This is a genomic window from Psychrobacter sp. 1Y11 (genome assembly GCF_052259045.1).
Lineage (GTDB): Bacteria > Pseudomonadota > Gammaproteobacteria > Pseudomonadales > Moraxellaceae > Psychrobacter.
The window spans coordinates 279754-304855 of sequence record NZ_JBQQER010000001.1; the positions used below are offsets into that span (position 1 = coordinate 279754).

15 protein-coding genes are annotated in these 25102 nt (G+C 44.3%); 7 read left to right on the forward strand and 8 right to left on the reverse strand.

What is annotated here, in order from left to right:
• Positions 1-123 precede the first annotated feature (123 nt).
• Both dnaX and ACTXGJ_RS01115 read left to right on the forward strand, forming a co-directional pair.
• Positions 124-2214 carry a DNA polymerase III subunit gamma/tau gene (gene dnaX, locus ACTXGJ_RS01110; RefSeq protein ID WP_443564836.1) on the forward strand — a complete coding sequence of 697 codons (2091 nt, stop codon included), beginning with the start codon at positions 124-126 and terminating at the stop codon, positions 2212-2214.
• Between the two features lie 212 nt (positions 2215-2426).
• A complete protein-coding gene (locus ACTXGJ_RS01115) occupies positions 2427-3326 on the forward strand; it encodes a LysR family transcriptional regulator (protein ID WP_439240865.1) in 900 nt (299 codons plus the stop codon).
• Between the two features lie 142 nt (positions 3327-3468).
• Here ACTXGJ_RS01115 and ACTXGJ_RS01120 read toward each other — a convergent pair whose 3' ends face one another.
• Complete coding sequence (locus ACTXGJ_RS01120) at positions 3469-4650, reverse strand: aspartate aminotransferase family protein (RefSeq protein WP_443564837.1); 1182 nt, start codon at positions 4648-4650, stop codon at positions 3469-3471.
• Positions 4651-4759: 109 nt separating this feature from the next.
• Positions 4760-4951, reverse strand: a complete 192-nt coding sequence (locus ACTXGJ_RS01125; RefSeq protein WP_443564838.1) for a DNA gyrase inhibitor YacG — start codon at positions 4949-4951, stop codon at positions 4760-4762.
• A gap of 214 nt (positions 4952-5165) precedes the next feature.
• Here ACTXGJ_RS01125 and ACTXGJ_RS01130 point away from each other — a divergent pair, with 214 nt between their 5' ends.
• Positions 5166-5828, forward strand: a complete 663-nt coding sequence (locus tag ACTXGJ_RS01130) for a class I SAM-dependent methyltransferase (RefSeq protein ID WP_443564839.1) — start codon at positions 5166-5168, stop codon at positions 5826-5828.
• 151 nt (positions 5829-5979) lie between these two features.
• Here ACTXGJ_RS01130 and ACTXGJ_RS01135 read toward each other — a convergent pair whose 3' ends face one another.
• Positions 5980-7374 carry an ABC1 kinase family protein gene (locus tag ACTXGJ_RS01135; protein ID WP_443564840.1) on the reverse strand — a complete coding sequence of 465 codons (1395 nt, stop codon included), beginning with the start codon at positions 7372-7374 and terminating at the stop codon, positions 5980-5982.
• Between the two features lie 168 nt (positions 7375-7542).
• Complete coding sequence (gene purD / locus ACTXGJ_RS01140) at positions 7543-8892, reverse strand: phosphoribosylamine--glycine ligase (protein WP_443564878.1); 1350 nt, start codon at positions 8890-8892, stop codon at positions 7543-7545.
• Between the two features lie 476 nt (positions 8893-9368).
• Here purD and ACTXGJ_RS01145 point away from each other — a divergent pair, with 476 nt between their 5' ends.
• Positions 9369-14240 (forward strand): NAD-glutamate dehydrogenase, encoded by a 4872-nt coding sequence (locus ACTXGJ_RS01145; protein ID WP_443564841.1) that lies wholly within the window; start codon positions 9369-9371, stop codon positions 14238-14240.
• A 309-nt stretch (positions 14241-14549) separates the two neighbouring features.
• Here ACTXGJ_RS01145 and ACTXGJ_RS01150 read toward each other — a convergent pair whose 3' ends face one another.
• From ACTXGJ_RS01150 to cobA, 3 genes are all read right to left on the reverse strand, one after another.
• Positions 14550-18482 carry an SbcC/MukB-like Walker B domain-containing protein gene (locus ACTXGJ_RS01150; RefSeq protein ID WP_443564842.1) on the reverse strand — a complete coding sequence of 1311 codons (3933 nt, stop codon included), beginning with the start codon at positions 18480-18482 and terminating at the stop codon, positions 14550-14552.
• A gap of 66 nt (positions 18483-18548) precedes the next feature.
• On the reverse strand, positions 18549-20075 hold the full coding sequence (locus tag ACTXGJ_RS01155; protein ID WP_443564843.1) for an exonuclease SbcCD subunit D C-terminal domain-containing protein: 1527 nt from the start codon (positions 20073-20075) through the stop codon (positions 18549-18551).
• A 120-nt stretch (positions 20076-20195) separates the two neighbouring features.
• A complete protein-coding gene (gene cobA, locus ACTXGJ_RS01160; protein WP_443564844.1) occupies positions 20196-21917 on the reverse strand; it encodes a uroporphyrinogen-III C-methyltransferase in 1722 nt (573 codons plus the stop codon).
• Between the two features lie 263 nt (positions 21918-22180).
• On the opposite strand from cobA, the gene ACTXGJ_RS01165 reads away from it, so the two are divergent.
• The 3 genes from ACTXGJ_RS01165 to ACTXGJ_RS01175 all read left to right on the forward strand — a co-directional run bounded on the left by ACTXGJ_RS01165 (position 22181) and on the right by ACTXGJ_RS01175 (position 24362).
• Positions 22181-22921, forward strand: coding sequence for an SDR family NAD(P)-dependent oxidoreductase (locus ACTXGJ_RS01165; RefSeq protein WP_443564845.1), 741 nt, complete (start codon positions 22181-22183; stop codon positions 22919-22921).
• 92 nt (positions 22922-23013) lie between these two features.
• Complete coding sequence (locus ACTXGJ_RS01170; RefSeq protein ID WP_439244752.1) at positions 23014-23535, forward strand: helix-turn-helix domain-containing protein; 522 nt, start codon at positions 23014-23016, stop codon at positions 23533-23535.
• A complete protein-coding gene (locus ACTXGJ_RS01175) occupies positions 23523-24362 on the forward strand; it encodes an IS3 family transposase (RefSeq protein WP_439244753.1) in 840 nt (279 codons plus the stop codon). The genes ACTXGJ_RS01170 and ACTXGJ_RS01175 overlap by 13 nt, the downstream gene beginning before the upstream one ends.
• Positions 24363-24439: 77 nt before the next feature.
• Here ACTXGJ_RS01175 and ACTXGJ_RS01180 read toward each other — a convergent pair whose 3' ends face one another.
• A complete protein-coding gene (locus ACTXGJ_RS01180) occupies positions 24440-25078 on the reverse strand; it encodes a phosphoadenosine phosphosulfate reductase domain-containing protein (RefSeq protein WP_439240845.1) in 639 nt (212 codons plus the stop codon).
• Positions 25079-25102 lie beyond the last annotated feature (24 nt).

Here is a 25102-nt window from a genome sequence, read left to right on the forward strand (position 1 = left end):
TTATTAAGAATAGGTGTTGCTAGAAATAGGTATTACTAAAAGTATGATTATCAATACCTAAGCCCATCTGTTAATGATAAACCTCTATACCTCTCATTTGGCACTGCTATATTGGCAACTATTATGACGCAACAGTATCAAGTCTTAGCTCGAAAATATCGCCCAAAAAACTTTCATGAGCTCGTAGGGCAGACACACGTCTCACAAGCCTTGATTAATGCGATTGACTATAATCGTCTGCATCATGCTTATCTGTTTACCGGTACTCGCGGCGTCGGTAAAACCACTATTGCGCGTATTTTATCGAAATGCTTGAACTGTGATACGGGTATTACTAGCACGCCTTGCGGAGTATGCGATAACTGCGTGGCTATCGATCAGGGACGCTTTATTGATCTCATTGAGATCGATGCCGCCTCTCGTACCAAAGTTGAAGATACCCGCGAGCTATTAGACAATGTACCTTATGCACCAAGCCAAGGACGCTACAAGGTTTATCTCATTGATGAAGTGCATATGCTATCGACGCACAGCTTCAACGCGCTGCTCAAGACCTTAGAAGAGCCACCTGAGCACGTTAAGTTCTTACTCGCGACGACTGACCCACAAAAGCTGCCGGTTACTATTATTTCGCGCTGCTTACAGTTTGTGCTTCGGCCCTTACCGCAGACTTTACTTAGTGAGCATTTGGCAAAGGTATTAACCCAAGAGCAAGTGCATTTCACGCAGCCCGCTCTTTGGCAATTGGCGAGCGCAGCGAAGGGCTCAGTGCGCGATGCCATGTCATTGACCGACCAAGCGATTGCCTTTGGGCAAGGAGCGCTTGATGATGAGACGGTCAATGCCATGCTTGGTTTGATTGATGCTGCAGACTTAGTGCGCTTGATTACTGACATTTATCATCATGATACAGTAGCGGTAGCCGCACATATTGAGCAGATGCGCGCGCAAATGGTTGATGCTTCTAGTATGTTCGATGGACTGGCTGAGCTGCTGCATCAATTGGCGTTGACTCAGCTGTTGCCTGAGGTGGCTCTAAACGTCAATGAAGCGCAAGCACAAACGATCAATGAGTTGGCACAACGTATAAGCCCTGATGTATTGCAGCTATATTATGAGATTGTGGTGCAAGCTCGTGAAGGCATTAAGCTGGCGAGTACTCCCATGCAGGCGCTGGAGATGTGTATTTTGCGCCTGCTAGCCTTTCGTCCGCTGCCGACTGATGAGGTATTGACGTCTAGCATTGCTCGTGATGGAAAGACTACTCCTGTGGTAAGCTCTATAGTCAGCTCGCAACAGGATTCAACGTCCTATGACATCGATCATGAAAACACTTATGAGCCAAGTTATGAAGAGCAAGACTCTGAAAACGCTAGCGTTGAGAACCAGTCTGAGCATGAAGCAATGCCAGATCATAAGCAAAATATAGAGAATGAAAACGCTGAAGTTGCTAATCCACCAGTAGCAACCGTTACTGAACCTGAGTCTGTTGTTGAGCCTAAGATTGCAGTTGTTGCTGAGACTGAATCTATTGCTGAAATTGAACCTACTACTGAACTTGAACCAATACCAAATCAAGGACAAGGGATAGGTAACGAAGCAGTTGATACTCCTGATTTAACGTTAGAAACCGTTGCTGAAACGGAAATGGAAGCTACTGTCGAGCTAGAGCCTAGCGCTGATCTAGAAGCTATTATTGAGCCTGATACTACTGAAGATTTACAGCAAACTAACTCGCACAGTCATACTCAACACAACTCTCAGTTAGCCCTTGATGATCCAAGATCCCTGCTGCGCTGTGCGCCACAAGAGCTAGCAGGCGAGTGGACGCCTGAGAAGTGGGATTATTGGCTACAGACTGCACGCGAAGAGGATGTTTTGGCCTCAGATGAGCTAGCTTTAGCTCGTCAAGGGACAATGGTTGGTCTGTGCGATGGTCGCTCTACTTTTTTGACTAATATTGATAGTAAGCATTTACAAGCCACTTTTCAGCAGCTAGCCGCGAAGCTTAAACAGCAGTTTACTCAAGCAGATATCAGTTTGGAGATAGACGACAGTGCTCAGCGAACTGCAGATAAAACACCCGAAAGTCGTCAAAAGTTACGACTTGAACAAGCCGCACAAAGCGCGCAAGAGCTGCTATTAGCGTCACCAGTGATGCGTTATCTCACTGAGCGTGGCGAAGGTAAAATGGGTAAAGTGAAGCTCACCTAAATTTGGGAATCCACTTATGACTATAAATTTAAAGTTCTTATAGACAACCATATAACTTAGTCAAAGGTCATTTTATTGATATATATCATTTTATTAAAATATATGACTCATTAAGTGTACGCTTTAGATATATTAAAGATAGGTAAAGTTTTTTTTAATTAGTTATAATGGTTAAGTTATATTAAAAATTAAAAAAGAGTTTAGGTGACAATATGTTAGATAATTTACGCGGTATGGCCGTGTTCGCTAGTGTGGTCGGGCACGGCTCTTTTAGTGGCTCAGCGCGGGAGCTTGGCATTACTACTAGTGCCGTGAGCCAACAGATACGCTCATTAGAAAACGAACTAGGTGTGGTGCTTTTACATCGTTCTACTCGTAAGCTTAGCTTAACAGAAGCTGGCGAAAGTTTTTATGAAGCGGCAAAAGATGTCGTTAGTGCCGCTGAGCAAGGCCGTATAAAAGTTAATCAATTGCGTGATGAGCTGGCAGGTAGTTTACGTATTGCTACCACGCCTGAGCTTGGTGTTCATCATATATTACCAGCGTTATCGACTTGGATGGCGGCTCACGATGATTTGAGTATTACTTATCTAGCAGACAACCGTTACGTGGATATGATTGATGAGCGCATCGATATTGCTGTGCGTATGAGCCCAAGTATTGACGACTCTGCGCTTAGTAGCCATCCTTTGTCTGATGTGCGTCAGCTGCTAGTGGCCTCGCCGCAATATTTACGCCAGCATAAAAAGATAGAGAGCCCAAAAGATTTAGCTGATCATCAGCTTATTGTCATCGATATTATGCAAGATGCCAGCTATGTTGAGCTCCTAAAAACAGAAACTAGTAAAAAAACGCGTATCAAAATGGACTCGCGTATCCATACCAATAATGTCTTTATGGCGCTAACTTTGGCAAAAGAAGGTCATGGCATCATTAGAATTATGGAGATGGATGTTAAGCGTGAGCTTGAAAACGGAAATTTAGTAGAAGTTCTAACCGGTTACCAATTACCAAGCTTTGTACTTTATGCAGTGACCTTAAATCGTGAACAGCAGCCTGCTAAAATTACACGCTGTTTAGAAGTATTGAAAAAGTACTTTCACGCGAATTAAGATGTTTTGAATGGCGGGCCTCTTTACTGCTTATTGTGTTTATAGCATTTAAAAGAGTCTTTAGAGTTATTTCATCTAAAGGCTCTTTTTTGCAACTCTGTTTTTTTAGCTAATTTTTTAAACTGCATAACAAAAGCTAGAGTTAAAGTAGCGGCCTTAACAAGTTATGCAGACGCTCAACCACTTGCTTGCTTTCATTACGGCTGATGTTGAGTGGCGGCAGTAAGCGAATGACATGACCACCAGTGACATTGATGATAAGCTGCTGCTCATCACGGGCAAGATCAACCAATTGACTACAATTCATCTCTTCTGGCAAGACAATACCTATCATCATGCCCGCGCCGCGAGTCGTGATACCAAATTGCTGCAACTCGCTAGCTAGGCTATCGCGAATAAACTGGCCTTCAAAGACAGCGTTCTCCATAACGCCGCTATTGGATAACACCTCGTACACGCTATGGACGACGCGGCTTGCTAGGGGAGTGCCACCGTAAGTAGAGCCATGACTGCCTGCACCGAATAAGTCTTTAGCGCGGCCACGCACCAAACAAGCGCCTACCGGAAAGCCATTCCCTAAGCCTTTTGCTGTGGTTAATACGTCAGGACGCGCCTTACTGTGCTGATAAGCAAAATATTTACCGGTACGACCATTGCCAGTTTGTACTTCATCGAGCATAAAGAGCCAATCATGAGCGTCACAAACAGCTTGCAGCTCTTCTAAATAAGTAAAGCCATTAGCAGCGGTGTTCAAACCACCTTCACCTTGTATAGGCTCTACAAAGATAGCGCAGATATCATCGTGATCGATAGCGGCTTGCTTGATAGCGGCAATATCACCGAACGGCAAGCGGATAAAATCCTCATCTAAAGTAAAGAAGCCTGCACGCGCCTTGGGATTAGCTGTGGCAGACAAGGATAATAAAGTACGACCATGAAAGGAGTGCTCCATAACGACGACTTTGGGACGTTTAAAGCCTTTATTATGGGCATAAAGCCGCGCCATTTTCAGCGCCGCCTCATTGGCCTCAGCGCCACTATTAGCAAAAAATACGCTATCCATTTGTGCGGCTACGCATAGCGCTTCACCCGCTCGCTCTTGCCAGTCGATACCGAATAAGTTACTAGTGTGCACCAAAGTAGCGGCTTGCTGCTGAATAGCTTCGGTGACTTTTGGGTGACAATGGCCTAAACCGCAAACGGCAATACCAGTCAGTGCATCTAAATAAGGAGTGTCGTTTTTTGTATAGAGCCAACTGCCTGAGCCGCGTACAAAACTGATCGGCTGACGATTATAGGTAGGCATCAGATAAGTCGCTGACATACGGACATCCTTAAAGTATAAATATGAGAGGGTAGGTTTTAGGGTGATTTATTAAAATACATGGCTCAGCTGTTAGGCGCTGCCATACTGACCTTCAAAAACGCTAGCGTTATAATTCATCAGAAAACGGGGTGGATTCAGCTGGCAAGGTGTATTCTTCGCTAGCCCAAGCTCCTAAATCGATAAGCTTACAGCGCTCACTACAAAAAGGTTTGGATTTATTGTCTTGCCAAGCCGTTAGGGTGCCGCAGCGCGGGCAGGGGTAGCTTTTTGGTAGGGGGGTATCAGTCGTATCAGTCATAAGAACAGGCAACTTTTTTAGATTTTAATAAATAACAGCCGTTATAATAGCATGTGCTTTATAAAAGACAACGCAGACTAAGTCGCAAATACTAAAAAGAACGACAAAACCCAGAGCGAAATTCTACAAAGAGACAATATAATAGAGTTATCATAAATAGCCTAAGCAATAATATATTTACAAGATAAACCCTATATCATATAAAGAGAAATTAATGACCCACATAAAAAACTTATCACATAAACAAAAAAGACCATTCCAGCCTGCAAAATTATCAAAACCGCGTAATTTTATCCTGCCAGAGATAATAGCTAACAAACAAAAAAGTCGGTGTCCTTTAGTTGTTGAGATCGGAGCAGGGAAGGGCATGCATGCTTTAAGCTTTGCTAAGCAAAACCCTGATAAACACCTAATAGCTATTGAGCGCACTCGCAATAAGTTTGACGCTTTTTTTAAAATGACTCAGACGCAGCAGCTACCAAACCTTACTGCCGTACATGCAGACGCTATCGCTTGGATAGTACAAGCGATAGGACCGAATAGCCTCACGCGAATATACTTACTCTATCCCAATCCTGAGCAGCACAACTCTAATCAACAGTGGCTAAATATGCCATTCTTTGAGTTTTTAATATCACGTCTGCAGATCGGCGGTGAGATAATATTAGCGACTAATATTGAGGAGTATATGGACAATGCAGAACAGCAAGCTGATGCGCTCTGGTGTTTACCTGCAATAAGACAAGAGGTGCCAGTAAACAGTCAGCGTACCCATTTTGAGATCAAATATTTAGCCCGTAAAGAAAAGTGTTGGCAGCTGACTATGACTAAGCCTGAAGGGTATCAAACTAGGTTTGATGAGTGGCAAGCCAGCTAATATAGTTTAGAGTTTAATAAGGCAAAAGGCACTGATAGCGGTAAAGTAAGATTGCTACTAAAGTCTATAAATACAAAATAGCCTAAGCAGATAAAAACCAGAATAAAAAACCGCCACTAAAGGGCGGTTCAAAATTCGGCTTATATATATACTATAAAAACGGCTTCACTAATTTGTCAGAATCAGTATGGGCGTCTAACACCGTCAAAAAAGTATAAGCGCCGATAAACTTGCGACTTATAAACATAAACTCTTTTGGAGGTAGATTAAATTCAAAAGACTGCATAGCCGTGGAGGCAGCGGCAGAGATACGTGAGTGCAGCTTACTCTTAGACCAGATATAGCGCTCATTGCCATCTAAGACTTCAGCCGGAATGTCTGGATTACTAGCCGTATCACTAAAGGGTTCGGTAGCCAATAAAAATATGTTAGCAATATCGGAGCTGACTTTTTGGCTCATAGTGTCAAAAAAGTCATAGCCAGTCATAGCTTCCATCATCGCTTGATGATCATGGTGATAACCCGCCTTTAACAATCCATGAGCAATCGTTAATAACTCATAATCGAACTGGCGAATCGCCCCAAAGTCGAGTAATACTAGTTTGTCAGGCTCATCCATGCTATCACTAATGCGTACTAGATAATTACCAAAGTTGGGATCAGTTTGCATCTCGCCCCATACAAAGATCTCCTGCATCATAATCTCGATAGCTGCTTGGCCTATGGCGTTACGCCGCTCACTAGATAATTCCTGTAATAATGGTGAAGTCACTGAAACGCCGGACTCATAAGACATGCACAATAAGCGCTGACTCGAAAAATCACGATATATCTTTGGGACAGCATAGCGCGGGTCATCTTGCAGACGCCCATAAAAACGCTCAGTGGTCGCAGCCTCGATATTATAATCGACCTCAACATGTAGTAAATCCCGAATCTCTTCAAACCAAGTGTCCAAAGCGCGAGTTTGTGGTACCGCGTTACTGACTTTTAATAGACGCTTAAATAACGCTAAGTCTGAGTCGATGGCATCGGCAACGCCTGGATATTGAATCTTTAATACCACCTCTTCGCCAGTCGCTTTTATAGTAGCGCGATGCACTTGGGCGAGGGAAGCGGTACCGATAGGTACTTGATCGATATCAAGCTCATCAAACTTTTCGCCTAAAGTGTGACGTAAGGTTTGCTCTATTCCCGGCCATGTCAAGGTTGCCGTATCGTCATTTAGGGTTTGCAGCGCGCGAGTGATCTCAGGAGGTAGAATGTGCTCTCCATACAAGGCTAGCATCTGTCCAATCTTGACTACTGAACCCTTGAGTTTACCAAGCTCCTCTGCAACATAATTAGCCTGCGCTTCCATAAAAACTTGATTGCGCGCTGAACGAGCTTCTTTACCCAAAAACATGCCGGACACGCTATTACCTGCCCAGCGACGGCCAATATTTAGCGAAGTCTTAGCAATAGACATCCGACGTTCAAAACCAGAGGTTTTTAGGTTATCAATTGACTGCTTATTATTAGTAGGTTTATACACATCATTTGCCATAAATATAATCATTCACTAGGTTAATAATGATTTGTGGGTGCGTCGCCGTGAATGCAAGTGAAAAACCTTGCGAGTGCACAAGATTGTATCACAGCAGCGCCACCTTGCCGATAATAAGGGTTTGGCCGTTTCTCAGTAAAAATTCCAGATTTTTATTTTAAGCTGGCTTTAGCTTTCGCGAGCAATCGCTTGATGACCAATATCACGGCGATAATGTGCACCCTCAAAGCTGATAGCTCCTGCGACGGTCAAAGCTGCTTGCTGAGCATCTGAGATACTATCTGCAAGCGCGGTAACACAAACCACACGCCCGCCGTTAGTGACAATTTCTCTATCACTATCATTTTGAGCATTGGCGTTAATATTGGCATCTAGATTATCTGCTTCCTTAGCAAAGTCAGTACCGGCATGAAATACTTTTACAAACTGTTGATCGTCAAGCTCAGGTAGGCCTGATATTACATCGCCTTTAGACGAAGTTTCTGGATAGCCTTTAGAGGCGATCACGATACCTAGAGCAGGGCGCTTATCCCAATCAGCCTCATCAGGTAGCTGACCTGCCAGCCCCGCCGCGACTAAATCCACGATCGATGATTGCAGGCGCATCAAGATAGGCTGCGTCTCTGGATCACCAAAGCGGCAGTTGAACTCGATAACCGAAGGGTTGCCAGCGTCATCAATCATTAAGCCTGCGTATAAAAATCCTGTGTAAGGGTGACCGGCGGTTTTCATGGCATCGACAACAGGCTGAATGACCTGCGTCATAACTTTGTTATGGACATCATCGGTGACCACCGGAGCAGGAGAGTAGGCGCCCATACCACCTGTGTTCGGGCCGGTATCACCTTCAAAGGCACGCTTATGATCTTGGCTAGTGGCCATCGGCAAAATGTTGTCGCCATCAATCATACAAATAAAGCTGGCTTCTTCGCCTTGCAAAAACTGCTCAATAACCACGCGGCTACCGGCGTCGCCAAACTTATTATCAGCTAGCATATCATCAATAGCAGCATAAGCCTGCTCAGTAGTCTCGGCGACAATAACGCCTTTACCTGCGGCAAGGCCATCGGCTTTGATAACGATAGGCGCGCCTTGTTCATCGACATAAACTTTGGCACTGGCTGCATCCGTGAAGCCTTGATAAGCTGCAGTCGGGATATTGTTGTTTTGCATAAACTCTTTGGCAAAGGTTTTTGAGCCCTCTAGCTGCGCGCAATAAGCAGTCGGACCCCAAGCTTTAATACCGGCATCTCGGCAAGCATCGATGATACCCGTCACTAAAGGTGCTTCAGGGCCCACGATGACGATATCAATATCGTTATATTGACAAAACTCTATAACTGCGCTGTGTTCATTATCAGTGTTTTTATTCTCCAAAACGATATTTTGGCATTTGGGCTCTAGCGCCGTGCCTGCATTACCTGGTGCGACGTACACCTTCTCAACCTTGTCATCTTTGGCACATTGCCACGCCAATGCATGCTCACGTCCACCGGCACCTATTACCAAAACCTTCATCATACATCTCACCTTTGTATCGATTGAATCGACTATGTTGTTTATTGAGTGTTGTTATTGTCAATTTTTAATGATCATTAGCGCTAAAGCTTGTAAATCACCTGAATATACTATGGCGTATTCTAACAAATAATTTGTCTTAATTGTTACGAGTATAGGACCCATTAGATAGGTAAAAATAGAAATTGTTGGCTGACAGCTAAGAGTGTTTGTGATTAGCTAAATTGACCTTTTTGGCTGTAAGCTCAGCTGTCTCATTAGTAAAGGTTATTAACTAACGCTTAATACATGAAATTATATTGAATACTACAGCTAAGGGCATAGGTGCGTTACACTTCACTAAATGAGAGCTATGTTTAAAGCTGTAAGGTCATTACTCATATTGAGTCATTAGCCGTATTAAATAATATCGACTCAAAATACATAAAGCCGAAAACTATCATGATAAACAAAAACTTATAATAAGGACAAACGCTATGCCAAACTCTCTAAGTATCAGTAAAGAGGATATTAACCAAATCAGTGACATTGCCACGAGCTACGTGCAAAAGGATAAGTCACTTTTAGAACAGTTTATTCAAAGCTACTATCGCACCTTACATCACGAGATCGCTGATCAGATTGACAATATCGATCTAGCCGGCATGGCACTGCACCACTTTACCTTGTTAAAAGCTTACGCAGGCAACAAACCTCAATTAAAAATACTAAACCCTATCGCAGAGGAACAGCATTTTCATAGCTCCCATACCATCATTCAGATGGTTGCCTATGATCGCCCCTTTCTGGTAGATACTATCTTGATGAGTCTTGAGGCTCAAGGCATAAACGTACACCGCACCTATAACACGATTATTAGCGTAGAGCGAGATGATGACGGTCATATCACTCAAATCGATAGCGCCGCTGAGAGCGCAACCTCGCATCTGTCACTGATTCAATGCGAAATTGCTTATCAAGAAGATAGCGAATTGGCGGATCTACAACAAATGTTGCTAGAAAAAGTGGACACGCTAGATACAGTAGTCGGCGACTGGCAGCAAATGCACGAGCGCTTAACACAGATAAAAAATGAGTTATCAAAGCAGACTTTGCCTGAAGTGTTTTATTCTCAGCAAGAGATTCAAGCCTTTTTGGATTGGATATTAGAGGATAACTTTATATTTTTAGGCTACCGAGAGTATCGCTTAGAGCAAGGTGATATGAAAGAAGTCAATAATCCGGCGGCCGCTTCGTCAAGTACGCAAAATAATGATGATTTGAATCTATATTCTATTGGTAATAGTGGTCTTGGCTTATTACGCGGGAGCAGTGAAGATAGCTTGTCGGAGAGTTTTAGCCAGTTGCCAAAAGAGCTCAAGAAGCTGCTCACAGGACCACGGGTGCTTATGCTATCAAAGTCGAGTCGCGTCTCACCCATTCATCGTCCTGTCTATATGGACTTTTTGGGTATTCATAAATTCGACAGTCATGGCAAACTCATTGGTGAGTACCGCTTCATTGGTCTATTGACCTCACAGGCTTATCAGTTAACGGTCAGCAACATCCCACTACTGCGCGAAAAAGCCAATAAAATCATGGCGATGACATCTATACCCAAAGACGGTCACGCTTATCATAAGATGACTCATGTCATCAATACCTTACCACGTGATGATTTGTTTCAAGCCAGCGTTGAAGAACTGTATCCGATGGTCACAGGCATCTCGCAACTACAAGATAAAAAGAGCCTACGTCTATTTAGTCGTGTCGATCATTACCAGCGCTTTGTCTCCTGCTTGGTCTATATTCCAAGAGACAAGTTCAATACTGAGCTACGGATTAAAGTACAAAATGTGCTAAAAGAAGCTTATGGTGGCACCTCATCTGGGTTTACTACTGAGTTTAATGAATCCGATCATGCCCGCGTTCATGTGCATGTTCGCACAATCCCAGGACAAGTCAATGAGGTCAATACTAGCGATTTAGAAGCAGAGCTCACCGGATTGATGCAGTCATGGAGCGATCATTATCAAAAAATGCTACTCGATAACGTCGGTGAGCAACAAGCCAATGCGCTCATGCGCCGATTTCTAGCGTTTATACCAGCTGCTTATCAAGAACGTTTTGATGCGCGTACCGCGGTTGAGGACACCAAACGCTTGCAGCGTCTTATCAGCTCGACAGACGATGAGCCAATGATTTGGCACTTATATCAGTCAACGGGTGATGCTAGCAATCAGCTGCATCTAAAACTTTATGGTCATCAGCAGCCCGTTATTTTATCAAAAGTGTTACCCGTACTAGAGAATTTTGGCGTATCGGTGGTCTCAGCACAAACTTATGAGTTTGATCTGTCAGAGCAGCCGATATGGATGCAAGAATATGAGCTAACGCTCGAGCATGTCGATACTGTTGATATGCGCGTGGTCCGCGAGCAGTTTGAGAACAGCCTACAACAAATATGGGCGGGCAGAGTGGAGAGCGATCCCTTTAATGAGCTTGTGCTGATTACCGAATTAGATACCTATGACGTGGTTGTCCTACGAGCGTTGTCAAGCTATATGCGTCAAGCTAAAGCACCATTCTCTAGTAGCTATATTCAGCAGACCATCGTCAAATATAGCGCTATCAGCGTCGCCTTAGTCAGGCTATTCGACGCGCGTATGAACCCCAAACACAATGAGGGCACTCGCGAAGAAAAAACCGCGCAAATTCAACAAACTATCATTGAAGACCTAGCAGCAGTTGATAGTTTGGATGAAGATCGCATTCTGCGTTGGTACTTAGATTTGATTAACGCTATGGTTCGTACTAATTTTTATCAGATCGATGAAGAGGGCAGGCGTAAAGACAGAGTATCGTTTAAGTTCTTAGCGGCCGATATTCCTAATCTGCCTAAACCTAAGCCAATGTTTGAGATTTTTGTCTACTCACCAAGAGTGGAAGCGGTGCATCTACGCGGTGGCAAGGTCGCCCGTGGTGGTCTGCGCTGGTCGGATCGTATGGAGGATTTTCGTACTGAAGTGCTCGGCCTCGTCAAAGCACAAATGGTCAAAAATGCGGTTATTGTGCCAGTCGGCTCAAAAGGTGGCTTTATCGTTAAGACTAAAACTATAGCAGATGGCCGCGAAGCCTTTCAAGCCGAAGGCATCGCTTGCTACCAAACTTTCCTGCGCGGGATGCTTGATGTCACTGATAATATCGTCGATGGACAGATCGTCCCGCCAGCTAATACTGTGCGTCATGATGACGATGATCCGTATTTAGTAGTAGCAGCTGATAAAGGTACGGCAAGTTTCTCTGATATCGCTAATGCGCTGTCTAGCGAATATAACTTTTGGCTCGACGATGCTTTTGCCTCAGGCGGCTCAGTCGGTTACGATCATAAAGCCATGGGTATCACCGCACGCGGCGGCTGGGAGTCGGTCAAACGTCACTTCCGTATGCGTGGTCAAGACATTCAAAACCGTGACGACTTCACGGTAGTCGGCATCGGTGATATGAGTGGTGACGTCTTCGGTAACGGTATGCTGCAATCTAAACATACCAAGCTTGTTGCAGCCTTCAACCACCTGCATATCTTTATCGATCCAAACCCTGATACCGTAAGCTCTTATAGCGAGCGTGAGCGCTTATTTAATACGCCACGCTCCACTTGGGATGACTACGATAAGTCGCTTATAAGTACAGGCGGCGGCGTGTTCGCCCGTACCGATAAAACCATTGCCATTACCCCTGAGATGAAAGCGCTATTTGCAATTGAAGAAGATAACTTAGCGCCCAATGATTTTATAAGTGCTTTATTACGAGCACCGGTTGATCTCATCTGGAACGGTGGGATCGGTACTTATGTCAAAAGTGCTAATGAGAGCCATGCTGATGTTGGTGACCGCGCTAATGATGCCGTACGTGTCGATGGCGGTGAGCTGCGGACCGCAGTTGTCGGTGAAGGCGGTAACTTAGGTTTCACTCAGCAAGGGCGTATTGAATATGCGCAAACCGGCGGCCGCATATATACTGACGCTATCGATAACTCAGGCGGCGTCAACTGCTCGGATCATGAAGTCAATATTAAGATCTTGCTCGGTAAAGTCGTTGAACAAGGTGATATGACCTTGAAGCAGCGCAACGAGCTACTTGAGAGTATGACGGACACCGTAGCGCAGTTGGTATTGCGTCAGAACTATCTACAACCCCAAGCGCTGGAGCTCAGTCAAATACGAGCCGCTGATAATCTAAGCGATCACCAGCGCTTCATTCAGCTGCTAGAATCTGAAGGCCGTCTGGATAGAGCGATTGAATATCTACCCTCGGATGAAGAGATTGCCAAACGCCAAAAAGCCAACACCGGTCTAACTAACCCTGAGCTAGCGGTAGTTATGGCTTATGGCAAAATGTGGGTCTATGATCATCTGCTATTATCAGACCTGCCCGATGCGCCATACTTTGTAAATGAGCTGCGTAAATACTTCCCTGATGAGCTGGTCGGCCGTTTCTTTGATGAGATGACAGAACATCGTCTAAACCGCGAGATCATTAGTACCTATTTGACCAATAGCGTGGTCAATCGTCTGGGTATCGAAGCGCTGTTCCGCCTGTTTGAAGAAACAGGGCAGACGCTAGCGACTATCATTCGTGCTTATGCCATCAGCCGTGAAGTGTTTGAGGCAAAGGCAGCATGGCAATTGCTTGAGTCGCTCGATAATAAAGTCGACGCCAAGCTATTATTAGAGCTTGAGCTACGCTTACGTGACGCGTTAGAGAGTGGCGTCGTTTGGTTTATTAATGCCTTTGGACAAAATCTACAAGTGGCGGATATGATCGAGCGTTTTGGCGATAGTGTTGCACAGCTCACTAAGTCCAATGGCTTTATTGAGCAGCAGTTTGCTCAGCATCTACAAGATGATACTGCAAGGCTCACCGCTGATGGCCTCGAGGACAACGACGCGGCGCTGTTTGCTATTTTGCCTTACCACGTTGATGCCTTAGATACGGCCTTACTCGCTGAAAAATATGAGCGCTCAGTAGATGATATCGCTTCCTTGTACTTTGAGGCTTATCAAGTGCTACAGTTCGATTGGATGATGGATCATATCGCCACTCTGCCGCAGCAAGACTACTGGGATCGCCGCGCACGTCACGCGCTGGTCAATGAGCTGACGCGTAGTTTGCGTTTGCTTATGAATGCCATACTATCAGAGCCTGATGCGAAAGGAGCCTTTGACGAGTGGAAGTCGCGTCATGCGAATGCGCTTGACTCTGTCACGACTGAGATGCAAAAGCTAGATAACCATGATGACAGCGTAATTAGTCTATCCACGCTGTCAGTAATGATGAGCGAGCTTAGCAGCTTAGTCAGTAAATAATGAGTTAGTCAATAAATTGTATAGCAAAAAAGCCACCGCTCATTAAACGGTGGCTTTTTTATGGGTAATGTTTGGTTATTTAATGATAAAGGGTTGAACATGAACAAGCCACAAGATGCTACGCTTGCCATCGTCTCCTATCCATAAACAGAGACTTATAAAGAGGTGAAAATCAGCATCGTCGCTATCATGGCTAGCAGAAAAACTATAATAGGCAGCACGTAGCTAGGCATAGATAGTGGCTTAGATATCGGCTTAGACACTTGAGCAATTTTACTAATAACAATAGCCATTTTATTCTCTTATTTATTAGGAATTTGCAACGTGATAACAGCCTTGACCACTAATTTGACTGAAGCCGCCGGACAGTTTTTTGACTTGGATTTGCGTCAAAATCCGTTCTTTTAACGCTTGAACATGGGAGATCACGCCGATCAATTTACCTTCTTGTTGCAGGCTGGTCAGCGTATCTAGCGCAATATCGAGCGATTCTTCATCTAGCGTACCAAAACCTTCATCCAAAAACAATGAATCGACGCGGATGTTTTGACTAGCCATTTGCGATAATCCTAATGCTAAAGCTAAACTAATAATAAAGCCTTCGCCGCCTGAGAGGTTTTTGGTACTGCGAATCTCGCCGCCTTGATAGTTGTCTATGACGTTGAGCTCTAACGGATTACTATTATCACGCGCCAGCAAGTAACGATCACTCATCTTATGCAGCTGCGTATTAGCGTGATTGACCATAATATCAAAGGTCAGACCCTGCGCAAACGCCCGGAACTTTTTACCACTACTGGATCCTATCAGCTCATTTAACTGACGCCAAACTTGCAGATTTTGTTTTTGCTCAGCTATGGCCTTAAGCTGGGATTGTTGGTTGCCTTTTTTGGCTTCATTGTCTTTGAGCTTTTGCATCATAGCGCCGATGGACTCTATTAAACTATTAGACTTGCTTTGTGCTTGCTGCTGCTCATCTAACAAACACTCTTTGTTCTCTAAAGTTAAAGGGTGGGCTTTTTGATCCGCTAGTGCTTGTTCAGTCTGCTGTAGTAAAGATTTTGCTTGCTTCAAGTGATAGTCGATTTGCTGCCGCTGCTCGCTTAAATGATTGCGTTCATTTTGCGATAGGCGCGCGCTCACAAAATCAGCTTCAGTAGCAAAGTCAGAGCTCGCTAGCGCCTGTTGAAAGATATCATCTTGACTCTCTAGCGTGGTTTGTGCGGCTAATAATTCACTTGCAAGTCGTGTCAGCTGCTGCTCTGCTATTTGCAATAGTTGCTCAGCACTATCGGCCTGTCTTTGTACCCGAGACTGCGCAGTTTTGGCTTGTTCAACATCTAAACGTAACCGATCTTCTTCCTTATCAACCTCTTTTTCAGCAAACAGGGCTTTTCTGTCTTTCTGAAATTCAACAACAGCTTTTGTCTGTTCTGCAATAGACTGACTTAAGGCGTCAAGCTCTGTGCTCTCTTTATCCAGCTGTGCTTGTTTGGTCTCAATTTGAGTGGTCAAACGACTAAGCTCAGTCGTTAGCGTTTGCTGTTGTTGCTTTTCTTGATTATAGCTCTGTTTTAACTCCAACATATGGCTACGATACTGACGCAAAGCCGCTAACTGCTGCTCGATTTCTGTATTATCTAATACGCTTTGCTCATCGATACTGGACTTTAAAAGCTGTATTTCTGGGAAGATCCGCTCGGATTGCGAGTAACTAGCAGTATATTTATCGATAATGCTGAGCACATCAGCGATAAGCGTTTGCAGCTCGAGAAAATGAGCCTTAGTGTTATCTTGTAGTCCACCGAGTCTTTGCTGATTGAGCTTGTCATCGTTATCGAGCAGACTGATTTCGCTTGCCAGCTGATACTGATTTTTCTCAAACAGGGCTAATTCTTTTTCAAGCTTTGCTATGGACTCAGCCAATGTCTCATAATCGGTCAAAGCTGCCTTTACACGGTCTTTATGCTCGAGAAGTTGCTGTTTGGTTTGAGCTGAACTTGCAGTAATAGAGTGGATAACGTCGATAGCACTGGTGTCAATCGCATTAGTATTTAGACTCCGCTTAAGCTTTTGGGTCAATGCGCCGATGTCCTTGATAGGATTAACACGAGCCGCAACCGCTTCGTTATAGCGCTCATCTTGTCTAGTTAGAGTATCGCTCATCTGCGCAATATCATCGCTAAGCATACTCGCTTGAGTGATTAGTGGCACGAGTTGCTGCTGCTGGTGTTCTAACTGATTGGTATGAGTTGCAAAAGAAATTTTGAGTTTCGACAGCTCGTTATCTAGACTTTCAATCATGGTGTCGCTATCAGCGAGCTGCTGCTGCGTACTCAAGATTTTCGAGGGCTCAGTGGTTTCGTTGAATGATTCTTTATTAGCATTGGGATGTTCTAAAGCGCCGCAAAGCGGGCAGGGCTGACCATTTTCTAGCTCATTAATATAGTGCTCAAGACTTGCAACTTTTTGTAGTAGCGTCAATTGCATCTGCTTTTCTTGACGCTTGTCCTTGGCCTGTTGAAGACTTTTTTCGGTATTAGTGATTGATTCTTTAAGTGTTGCCAATGCCTCGTTGATACTAGGCTTCGATGATTGAAGGTTTTTTATTTGAGTCGTGAGTGTACTTAACTGCTGGTTACTATATATAAGTGGATCAATTTGACTGATTAGGTGTTCAATCTGCTGTTGTTCCGCTCGATGTTCCGCCAATGATTTGGTCGCTAGCAATTGCTGCTGTTGCTGTTGTAACTCACTAAACTGCTTTTGCGCCGCTGCAATTGAGGTTTCTTGCTCTTGTTGCTGTGATATAAGCTTGGCTTTGTCTAGCCGATATTGCTCGGTTTGCGCTACTAGAACCTTTTTTTGCTGCGCTAGAGTAGTATTATCTTGCAGTAGCGTCTTAAGCCTGCGACCATTATTCTCAAAAGTTGCTATGTCGGTATCGATATCCTTAAGCTCGCTATACTGTGCAAGGTATTGTGCGGTACTAGCCAACTGCGACTCACTGCGCGCCGCTATGGTTTGATGGGATTTTATTTCTTGCGTTAATCTCTGCACACTCGCTGATAGCGTGTCTTGACGTTGGCTGTTATCCTGTAGACGCTGACTTTGCTGCTTGATGCTCGCATCTAATTCGCGGGTTTCGGTAATCTTAGGTAAAGCCTCTTTTAACGCCAGTTGAGCCTGCTTATAGGTTTGATCCGCATGGTTAAGTTGATCCTGTGCTTGCTGCAAGTCAGACTGCTGCGTGGGTAATTTCACTGCTACTGCTTGCTGCTCATCGAACAAGCGCTTCGTAGTGTCGCGACTGCGACTCAGCTGGCCAAATTGACTCTCTAGCTCGAGCGCTTTTGTCGCAGCATCTAAGCGCTTAGCATCAGGGATAAAGTCTTGTTTTGATTGTTCAGCTTTTGATAAATCGTTTTGATAAGTGGCACGTTTGTTTTGCAACTCATCAATCGCATCTAACCACTGAATCTGTTCAGTGAATTGCTGATACTTTTGCTGCTGCTCGGTTTGGGCTAGCTGATACGTTTTTAGCTCTTCGTTAATGACCGCTTCTTCATCAACAGTCAATAGGATCAAGCCGTCCAAACCATATTGTAATTTACTAAGCACCTCTTCCTCGCTACGCTTCTTCTCAAAGACATGAGTTGAGATCGTCGCATAAATATCCGTGCCAGTAATCTTTTCTAAAATATCCGCACGCTCATCTGCTTTGGCTTTTAGAAACGCTGAAAAACTGCCTTGCGCGAGCAAAATGGAGCGCGTGAACTGATCAAAATCCATGCGCGTTAGTTCAATAATTTTCTCTTTAGTACGTGACAGCTTGCTCTCTAAAATATCATCGCCACTGTTTTCACTATCGTCAGTTTGAGCATTGATCAAGGCGACTTCATGAGTAGCGTCTTGCAAATTACCATCAGGCTTACCATAAGCGCGGCGCTGACCCCATCGGCAGCGGTACTGAGTGCCATTTAAATCAATCACCACCTCGGCAAAGCACTCCGCCGTTTGTCGCGTCATCACTTCATTACTGCTTTTGCTAATGCTATTGATACGCGGGGTTTCACCATATAGTGCCAAGCAAATCGCGTCCAAAATCGTGGTCTTGCCCGCGCCGGTCTGTCCGGTAATGGCAAAGATACCTTCGTTAATAAAAGCAGGATCAGCGAAATCGATATACCATTCGCCTTTGAGAGAGTTAAGGTTTTTGAGTCGCAGTTCGATTAGGCGCATGTTAAGATCTTTGTCGTGTTAAAAGTGAGATATAAACTAGGGTTTACAAGGTAAAAGAGGATTTATCTATTCGGCCTGGCTATCATTATGATAGATGTTGTGTAGTATTTGCTGATAAGCGTCTAACAAGGATTTTTTTTGTGAGTCTGGTATCTCATTAATGCTCAAGCAGCGCTCAAACACATCCTTCTCATTTAAGTCTTGCAGAGTCTCTGCATTTTTATCTTGACCCAGCACTTTATTATAAGTGCGTGTGTTTTTAATTTTTAATACTTCACAGGATAGACCCTCTACCATGGCAGCCACTTCTTCACGCAGCTCAGTGACAATGTTATCGCCGTCATAAATAATCTCAAGCCATACCGACTCTGTTAGATCTAAAGCTTTGATGGTATGAGCAATGGTAGTCAAATCACCTGAGATTTGCGCTAATTTTTGGAAGCAAGGGATAGCTAGGCAGACTACTTGCATCCTGTTTACATCGTTTGAGTAAAGGGTTTTGGCATCGCTAGCAGTAGGAACATTCAAAACTTGTTCATGGCTTAACGGTTGTTGGTTGCTGTCGTCTTGCTTGTCAGGCTCAATCTCCATGTCATCAAAGCCAAATAAATCATCGATTAAGTCGTTTGTATTGCTTACGACTTTTTTTGTAACGCTTTCAATAGGCTTGGCTATAACCTCAGGTAATAACTCAGCGGCGTTGTCTATTAAGGACTCATTTGACACATCCCCAAACTGCACAAGTAGCACTTGCTTTTGCTGCTTTGCTTCCCCAAAACCCATGGCAATGGGCGAGCCTGAATAACGAATATGCCCTTGACCACCGACGCGCTGCGGCACGTGCAAATGCCCAAGCGCGACATAATCAAAGCACTCATCGAACATCTCAGCGGATATCTGACCGAGATTACCGACATACAAGTCGCGTACGCCATCATCTTCTGTCGTTTTGCTACCAGCGGCAAACAGATGACCGGTGGCGATAATTGGAATGTGGCGCTGATGGGTTTGGCTTAATGATTTTTGCTGATCTTTGGCTAAGTTTGCAACTTCATCGTAGTGCGCGCGAATTCCCTTGATGACATTAGCATCTTTGCTATCTGCGGACTCGCCGGCGCTGCTACTGCGCACATCGCGGTCACGCAAGTAAGGTACCGCAGCGATAATGCAGTGCGTGTTGCCTTCGTTATCGTCTAAGACCAAAACTTCATCGCTCAAATCTTCACAGGCAGTACCGATGACATGGACGTTTAAAAATTTAAGCACTTGGCTTGGCGCATCCAAAAAAGTAGGGGAGTCGTGATTGCCAGCAACGATGACGATATGCTCACAGCAAAGCGTTGAGACTTTGCCTAAAAACTCATAATACAACGCTTGTGCCCGATTGCTTGGCGTCATAGTGTCAAAGATGTCACCAGCAACGATAAGCACATCTACCTTTTGCGCGCTGATGGTCGTCTTTAGCCATTCTAAAAAAGCCTCGAACTCATCATAACGCATGCGCCCATACAGCCTGCGCCCCAAATGCCAATCTGAGGTGTGGAGAATAGTGAGTGGTTTAACCGGGTTTTTAAAGATATCAGCTGCGGACATAGATAGGCTTAATGGCAATGAATAGAAAGGTTTTATTTTAGCAAGAATTGCTCATGAAAAAGCCACTTTAACAAATAATTAAAGTGGCTGCGTTTAGTGATGATAATAAGTATAAAACCGCTAAACAATGACTAACTGCTCCAAACTATCTTCTTTTGACTCAGACAAAGTAGCAATCATAGACAGCGCATGTGCTTGCTGCGGCGTATTATTCTCATCTACAAGTTGTCTCGGAGTCGAAGCGGTACCGCCGCGTAGCCAATTACTTTGAGTATGGCTACTATCTTTATTATGCGTGTTGTACCATGCCAAATCATGATGCAGCCCCACTACGTCACCCATAATGAGTAGGGCAGGCGTTGGCAACTGAGCGCTATCTTGTAGAGCCACAATCGTATCAAGCGTACCTGTGAGCACTTGCTGATTGGGCATGCTAGCGTTAGAGACGATAGCGATAGGCGTACTAGAGTCGCGTCCCGCCTGCATCAAACCTTCGGTGAGACGCGTTAGCGAATGCAGCCCCATATAAAACACCACGGTCTCATCGGTATCAAGCAGGTTTTCAAACTTCTCATTGGGCGCGCCTGCTTTTAAAAATCCGGTGACAAAACGCACCGACTGCGCATGATCGCGATGGGTTAAGGGAATACCAGCATAGCTGGCCGCGGCATTGGCAGCCGTGATACCCGGCACCACTTGATAAGGAATACGGTGCGCGCGCAGGCTTTCAATCTCTTCACCGCCGCGTCCAAAGATAAACGGATCACCGCCTTTTAGTCGTACCACACGGCGACCTTTTTTGGCCTCAGTTATTAGTAGCTCATTGATACCTAACTGCGCTACCGCGTGATTGCTACGTTTTTTGCCGACATAGACCTTGTCGGCGTCACGGCGGCATAGATCTAATACTTGCGGGGACACCAACGCATCATAAAAGACAATATCAGCTTGCTGCATTAGCCTGAGCGCTTTAAAAGTCAACAGCTCTGGGTCACCAGGGCCAGCTCCTACGATATAAACCTCGCCAACGTTTGCTGGTTCCGCTTGGATGTCATTATCTTCACCTATAACTGCTGCTTTAGCCACTTGCACAGGTGCGCTTGCTGATACTGGCTGTTTACCCTGCTCATTTGTGTGCTGACTGATGGGCGCAACAGGGCTTTGCTTATGTAAACCTTCATTAGTAGTTTTGCTCTGGGCAATCTGCGCGGCGGTTTTATCCAAATCTTTTTGCAGCTGCGCGTTTGCTTCAGTCTCATTACCAGCGAAGACAAGCTCGCTGACTTTTCCTTCAAAGGCACGCTCCCAAAACTGCCGACGACCCGTTAGTGTAGGTATTTTAGTTTTGACCTCGCTACGAAAGTCGCCGGCAAGCTTGGCTAATTTGCCATAGCCTTGTGGTATTAAGGTCTCTAAACGCGCGCGCAATAAACGCGCCAGTACCGGCGCTTTACCGTTAGAGGAGATACCAATCACGATAGGGTTACGATCGACGATAGCAGGGAAAATAAAATCGCATAAATGCGGCGTATCGACCACATTGACTGGGATATTAAGCTCGGTGGCATCGGCATGAATTTGATGATTGAGCGCTTCATCATCGGTGCCGGCGATGATGATACGTGCGCCTCTCATATAGGTTTTATTATAATTTTCACAAATAAGCTCATGCTTATCGTCTTGCAATAACGTTTGTAAAGGATCGCAAATATCAGGCGCGACGACCGTAATATTGGCTCCTGCGCGGCTTAATAAATCCGCTTTACGCAGTGCGACATCGCCGCCACCCACGATCAATACTTTACGGCCTTCTAGTTTAAAAAACAGCGGAAAGGTATTCATAATGTTATGAGCCTTCAATTCAAATATGCTGCCATTATGAATTATCGCGCGCGGTATCTCACCTAACGGATTGGCATTAGTATAGTTATATTTTTCATAAGGGTGGGGTTTTTCGTTTGAAATAGGAATAGATAGCTCTGAATATTAACGCAACCGCAAAAAACAACCTAACAGAGGCCAACCTGACTATCTTGTAGACTGTGCTAATCTATTTAAGATTGATGTATTATTTATAGACACAAAAACAAATAAGGATAAAGACTATGAAATTACGAGACAGAGTAGCCATCATATTTGGCGGCACCTCCGGACTGGGTGAAGCCACGGCAAAAGCTTACGCAGACGAGGGCGCAAAAGTAGTTGTGACAGGTCGCGATGAAAAAGACGGCAATCGCATCGTCAAAGACATTAAAGACAATAATCAAGAAGCAATTTTTGTCAAAGCCGATGTTTCTAAAGGCTCTGAGATTCAGGCAGTAGTGGATAAAACACTAGAAACCTACGGCCAAATTGACATCTTATACAACGGCGCAGGCATTCATGATGCTTATGATAATGCGGTTGAATTAGAAGAAGACTTTTATGACAAACTAATGGCAATTAATGTCAAAGCGCCTTATCTGGCCTCAAAAGCGGTGATTCCGCATTTTATTAAGCAAGGCAAAGGTGCGATTATCAATGTTGGCTCGCAAGCGACACAAATGGCAGGTCCGGGCGGTTCCGCTTATGTGACTTCCAAACACGCAGTATTAGGATTTACCAAGCAGTTGGCCTTTGATTTTGGTAGTCAAGGCGTAAAAGTGAACATTTTATCACCAGGCTTTATCGAGACGCCAATGACCGACGGCATTGACGATGAGCGTTTAGATCGTATTCCTGCCGAGCGTGCTGGCAAGCCAGAAGAGATTGCCGCATTGGCGGTATTCTTGGCGTCGGATGATTCTAATTATATGCATGGTTCTAACGTGTTCATGGATGGCGGCTGGGTGCTTGGTCGTAAATAGTAGTTCTTCTTTGTATCAGTCGTAAATACAATAAAAAAGCCCTTTCATTGAACTGACCCCCATAAGTTGGACACAACTTATGGGGTATTTTTATGCGTTACGACCTAGACTTTAAGATGCAAGTCATCGCATACTATGAACAAGGACATAGTGGTCAAGCCACAGCAAAGACATTTAATGTAAACAAGCGTTTTATAGTTAAATGGGTAAAACAATATCAAAGCGGTGGTATCGATGCTATCAAACCAAAGACCAGCAAAGCCTACTATAGTGGCGAGTTTAAACTTAACGTGTTAACCACCATGCTTAAAGAGGATTTGAGTCAATCTGAGGTGGCACTGAAGTTTAACATCAGCTCACCAGCTTTAATCAGCCACTGGCACAAAGCATATCGAAAGCACGGCATATCTGGCCTAATATCCAAACCTAAAGGTAGAACCGCCATGAGCAAACCATTTATCACAGACAAGCCAGATGATGAAAAGAGCTTAGCAGAGCTTAAGCGTGAGAATGAGTACCTACGTGCGGAGAACGCCTACCTAAAAAAGCTAGATGCCTTGCTCAAACAGAAGAAGAAACCAGCTTTGAGAAAGCAAGGCTCATCGAAGGACTAAGGCAAGATCACCCTTTATCAGCTTTGCTAGAGATCACCAAGACACCTAAGAGTGTCTTTTACTATCATAGAGCAAGGCTTGAGCGTGATGACAAATACATTGACCTAAAGCAGCGTATCATCACTTTATACCACAAGCATAAAGGCAGATATGGCTATCGCAGAATAACGGCAGCGCTAAAGCAATTAGGGAGTCATTACAACCACAAGCTCATCGCTAAGCTGATGCGTAACATGAAGCTTAGCGCCAAGATAAGACGTCAGAAGTACCGCTCTTATAAAGGTGTACAAGGTAAGATTGCAAAGAACCATTTAAAGCGCCAGTTTACTGCAGATAAACCGAACACACGCTGGCTCACCGATATTACTGAGTTTAAGGTGGGTGATCATAAGCTGTATTTATCGCCGATACTCGATTGTTATAACAATGAGATCATCAGCTATATGCTCTCAAAGAGACCGACTTATGACTTAGTGGGTAAGATGCTAGATAAGGCTTTAAATAAGATAAATACGTACCAGAACAACAGTTTAATGCTGCATTCAGATCAAGGGTGGCATTATCAGATGAAACCATTTAGCACGACGCTTAAACAGCATGGTATTAAGCAAAGTATGAGCAGAAAAGGAAATTGCTTAGATAATGCGCTGATGGAGGGGTTCTTCGGTACACTGAAGTGCGAGACGATTTATATTGAGAAACCGAAAACTATTGAGCAGTTAGAGAAACAGATTCATGAGTATATGCATTATTACAATAATGAGCGTATCCAACTCAAACTAAAAGGACTGAGTCCTGTGCAATACAGAACTCAGTCCTTGTTATAAAATAAACCGTCCAACATTTGGGGGTCAGTTCATCATAACGAGAGGGCTTTTCTGTTTTTGTATATTACAGCTTAATATTAAAGCTGAGTATGCAAACCACACTCACGGCTTTCTTCAACCTTCGTTGGATCAAAGTAATCATGCTCGTTGGGCAAGTTATGCTCGTCCAAGTATACATCTAAATCGGCGTCGTTCTTGTCAAATAGTGGCGCCACTTTCAATACGCCATCTTTCGATAAGCTGAGTACGTCAAGACCTTGACGGAATTCAGTTTGATCTTTACGAATGGCATTGAACCAAACGTCAGGCTTTAGCTCGTCTAGTGCACGGCGGAAAGGCTCAAGCTTGACTTGCTCGGTAAATTTATCATGCTGAGGATTATCGATTCCCGGAATACCATTCATTGTCGCGTCACGATGAGCAGCAGTTTGCTTAGGGATATAAGTGATGACATTAAGGTCTAAATCGTTAATCACTTTATTAGCAAAGCGATAAGTGGCATCGGTGTTATAACCAGAGTCTACCCATAATACCGTGATGTCAGGGCGCTGCTTAGCCACTAAATGCAAAATAGCAGACTCATACGGACGGAAGTTAGTAGTGATAATAGGATTTTTGGCTTGAGTCAGCGCCCACTCAACGATTTGCTCAGGCGACTTACCTTGCAAGTCTTTATTAGCTTGGTCGATATCTAAGTTTGGATGTAATTGGCTCATAATGTGTTCCTTAAATGGGATTGA

Coding starts and splice junctions, on each gene's coding strand:
- ACTXGJ_RS01130 (WP_443564839.1), top strand. CDS start 5,166: ATGACCCACATAAAAAACTTATCACATAAACAAAAAAGACCATTCCAG.
- ACTXGJ_RS01115 (WP_439240865.1), top strand. CDS start 2,427: ATGTTAGATAATTTACGCGGTATGGCCGTGTTCGCTAGTGTGGTCGGG.
- dnaX (WP_443564836.1), top strand. CDS start 124: ATGACGCAACAGTATCAAGTCTTAGCTCGAAAATATCGCCCAAAAAAC.
- ACTXGJ_RS01125 (WP_443564838.1), bottom strand. CDS start 4,951: ATGACTGATACGACTGATACCCCCCTACCAAAAAGCTACCCCTGCCCG.
- ACTXGJ_RS01155 (WP_443564843.1), bottom strand. CDS start 20,075: ATGTCCGCAGCTGATATCTTTAAAAACCCGGTTAAACCACTCACTATT.
- ACTXGJ_RS01120 (WP_443564837.1), bottom strand. CDS start 4,650: ATGTCAGCGACTTATCTGATGCCTACCTATAATCGTCAGCCGATCAGT.
- ACTXGJ_RS01180 (WP_439240845.1), bottom strand. CDS start 25,078: ATGAGCCAATTACATCCAAACTTAGATATCGACCAAGCTAATAAAGAC.
- ACTXGJ_RS01145 (WP_443564841.1), top strand. CDS start 9,369: ATGCCAAACTCTCTAAGTATCAGTAAAGAGGATATTAACCAAATCAGT.
- cobA (WP_443564844.1), bottom strand. CDS start 21,917: ATGAATACCTTTCCGCTGTTTTTTAAACTAGAAGGCCGTAAAGTATTG.
- purD (WP_443564878.1), bottom strand. CDS start 8,892: ATGAAGGTTTTGGTAATAGGTGCCGGTGGACGTGAGCATGCATTGGCG.
- ACTXGJ_RS01135 (WP_443564840.1), bottom strand. CDS start 7,374: ATGGCAAATGATGTGTATAAACCTACTAATAATAAGCAGTCAATTGAT.
- ACTXGJ_RS01150 (WP_443564842.1), bottom strand. CDS start 18,482: ATGCGCCTAATCGAACTGCGACTCAAAAACCTTAACTCTCTCAAAGGC.
- ACTXGJ_RS01165 (WP_443564845.1), top strand. CDS start 22,181: ATGAAATTACGAGACAGAGTAGCCATCATATTTGGCGGCACCTCCGGA.
- ACTXGJ_RS01170 (WP_439244752.1), top strand. CDS start 23,014: ATGCGTTACGACCTAGACTTTAAGATGCAAGTCATCGCATACTATGAA.